This window comes from Brevinematales bacterium, assembly GCA_026415355.1.
Taxonomy (GTDB): Bacteria; Spirochaetota; Brevinematia; order DTOW01; family DTOW01; genus SKYB106.
This window is the reverse complement of the sequence record JAOAHF010000032.1, coordinates 1-3,417: the sequence shown is the minus strand read 5'-3', so window position 1 is coordinate 3,417 and position 3,417 is coordinate 1. Positions and strand designations below refer to the sequence as shown.

At 33.2% G+C, this 3,417-nt stretch carries 2 protein-coding genes; both read left to right on the top strand.

Annotation, left to right across the window (positions count from 1 at the left end; translation table 11 throughout):
* The first annotated feature begins 353 nt into the window (after nucleotides 1-353).
* Nucleotides 354-2,390, top strand: a complete 2,037-nt coding sequence (locus tag N2712_07850) for a glycosyltransferase family 39 protein (GenBank protein MCX8029889.1) — start codon at nucleotides 354-356, stop codon at nucleotides 2,388-2,390.
* A gap of 75 nt (nucleotides 2,391-2,465) precedes the next feature.
* Nucleotides 2,466-3,417, top strand: a 952-nt coding sequence (locus tag N2712_07845; protein MCX8029888.1) for a glycosyltransferase, incomplete at its 3' end; no start/stop codon positions are given.

The window sequence follows — 3,417 nt, the reverse complement described above, 5'->3', positions numbered from 1 at the left end:
GTGTATAAGAGACAGGATTAACAGCCCTTATGAGTGGAGTATTACCCTCAAGAAGAGTTATAACCGGTGTTTTATCAGTTATCACGTCTATTAAATCCCTATAGTGGTTGATTATACCATTCCAAAACATGCCTGAATCATTATAAGCACTTCAGTTGGTAGATTTACAAATTTATCAAATAATATATATAATAACAAAACACCAAGTTTGAATGTCTTAAAACTCCACCTAATCTACTAGACTTAACACTTTCAGTCATTCCAAAAACTCCCTGAAATATCCTCTGATTTTTTTTGATAAGTTCAATAGATGTCATTTATTCTAAACACAAACTTATAGGAGTAGCCATAATATGGTTTTAAGAAACATAAGCAAGGTTCTAAAACCTTATCTGATATATGTTTTGAACAACACTAGGGTATTCTTAAGAAAAATTCTAATCATAATACCTCTAATATTCATAATTATTGTCCAACTGCTATGGGTTATATCTGATGATTCTACGCCTCAATGGGATGAAGCAAGACACACTCTAAATTCAATAAGAATTCTTGATGTTATTAGGAATCCCGGTGAGAATTCAATAATAGATGGGATATTACTATTTTACGACTTTTATACACACCTATGCTATGTAGTTGCATCAATGTTTCACATTATATTTGGAGTTTCTTACGATAGTGCAACCTTCTCAATCTTGTTTCTTTGGATACCTTTGCTTTACTTCTCTGTCTATGGAATAGCTAAAATACTGTTTAATAGAGACAAGTTTAGAGCAGTATTGTCAGCATTTGTTACAACCTCTCTTCCAGTTGTAATAGGTTACAGTAAGGTGTTTTACCTAGATGTTCCTATGGCTTCTGCAGTTGCCTTTGCGTTCTACATAATCTTAAGAACAAACTTTTTACTAGCGAAAAAAAGTTGGATGTGGGTAGGCATAGCCATCGCTATGTCTTTTTTCACAAAACAAACAGGACTAATCTTTATACCCTACCTACTACTAGTGGGGATAATAAGAGGGATATACAAACATTTAAACAACAAGAACATAGATATTAAGAGACTTGTAAATAACTATGTTTTGTCTATATTAGTAGGGACCATTCCAATTTTCTCTTGGATTCTTCTCAATCCCGAATTTGTAAAGGTATGGTCAGATATAAATTCTGACAAAACGATTGTCAGTATGATGCCTAATAGAATTTCAATAGATTCCATAATTTACTATCCGAGCATATTAATAAATCACTCTCTGTATATTCCACTTTTTATCTTTCTAACGCTTGGAGTCATTTCAATAATAGCTAGAAAGGACCTAAAGTCAATCATAATACTTATAGGATACTTAATAATACCTTATGTAATACTTACATTTCTTACTACAGTTAAGATTGATAGATATATTCTACCTTTTGTTGTAGTGCTAGGAATGATAATATCTCATCCTTTTAACAAGAATGAGATTAAGAAGACTACTAACAAAGTAGCGGTCACACTAATAGTAGTTATTTCAATGTGGAATATTCTAGCAACAAACTTTGGAAATATTTTAGAGCTACCCAATCTAAACATAGTAGGAATTTATGTAACAAAAAACAATTTACCACAAGCTCCTTCATCTCCTAAAAGGGGGATAGAATACAACACACCTGAAATGGTAGTCAAGTTTATAGGAACAGCATCAGAAGTCAGAAAATTTGAAGGTGTAAGTGAAAAAACAACCTTCGCTATGCGAATAAACTTGACACACTTACTACCTGAATCTAGTTTCTTACTCTACTCGTATATGAACAAGGTTGATTACTATGGGGTTGATTTCAACGAAAAGCATAATATAGACATAGTGTTTATCGCAAATCAGTATTCTAACCTAGTATCAGATAAAACTAACTTAAAGAAGGTTTTTGAAAGAGAAATACCTGATAGTGGGACATACTCTCTATGGGTTGGTAATAAACTCACAAACTGGCTTTTTTTCTACGATGCTATACTCAAAAATGTGATTGCAATCAAGATAACAAATATTTCCTATGAAAACGGTATTTTAACTGTTGATCTAGGATGGGTATCAAGAAAAAGAGCATACGGAGACATTCTAGGGATACTTGAAATAATAGATGAAAAAGGCAATGTAAGATATGTTGAAGTGCCTAACATAATACCACAAGGTGGAGACGGAGGAGTCTATATAAGGCGATTTATTAAACTTAACAACGCTTTTGAAAAAGGGGAATACAGAGTGAAAATACATCTAAAGAGAGCATGGATTAGTTACTTACAAAGAATACTCTACAGAGTAGCATTTATACCTCTCGGCATGGAAAAATGGGAAGAGATGAAAAATCTTGTAAGCATAAACAGTCTTGAATTTGATTTCAAAGTCAAATAAGAACTAAAACTCCGTCAAAATTTATTATGACAATTTGTCAAAATGTGAGGATTTAATTTAAAATCAAGCTTCACGATGAATACCAATGGTAAAATTAGAGTATTATTCATATGGCACGGAGCAGTAGAGAAAAATTACCGTCAGCTTTTCTACGAGATGTCAAAACATGGACTTGAAATGATAGTCATAACAGCAAAAAGATGGTTTGAAACATCAAAGTGGCAAACCTTTGAAACAATAGAGCTTGACAAACACTACAAGATTTACCCTTTGAGAACTATATTCACAAACCATGTAAGAGCATTCTTTTACCTCAACTTCATCAAGATCGCTTGGATCATTTTAAAACATAAACCTGATGTTGTCTATCTGAAACAAGAACCATACTCAACCGCAGGATTTGTAATACTCTTACTAACAAAAATATTAAATCCAAAGTCAAAGATATTGATAGAGAGTGATGAAAATATCTTCAAGAATCATCCCATACCATTCAAATTCTTTGAGAAGCTCAACTTAAGGTTATCTGATGCTCTCGTTGTTATTCCAACAGATGCAATAGAAATGTATAGAAGCAAAGGTTTCGGTAAAGAGATATACAAAACTTACTACTTTATACCTGAATTTAGAACTGATGTGGAACCGCTTGACGTCCGAAGCAATGCTAAGCTCAAAGTAGGTTTTGCAGGAAGGATATCAAAACCAAAAGGTGTTGATATAATTATACTAGCACTCAGTGAACTCAAGAAAAGAAACATCAACGACATTGAACTTTTTATAGTTGGATACCCAGAAGACAATGAATATTACCAATACATAATTAAACTTGCAGAAGAAAAAGATATCAAGATGACACATCTTGGTTCATTTGGTTTGGATAAGATGTTTGCTTTCTACAAGGCCATAGATGTTTTAGTCCTACCATCTAGAACCGTGCCATGGTGGAAAGAGCAGTTTGGCAGAGTTTTAGTTGAAGCGATGGCTTGTGGAACTCCTTGCGTAGGGTCTTCTTCTGGAGAGATACCTA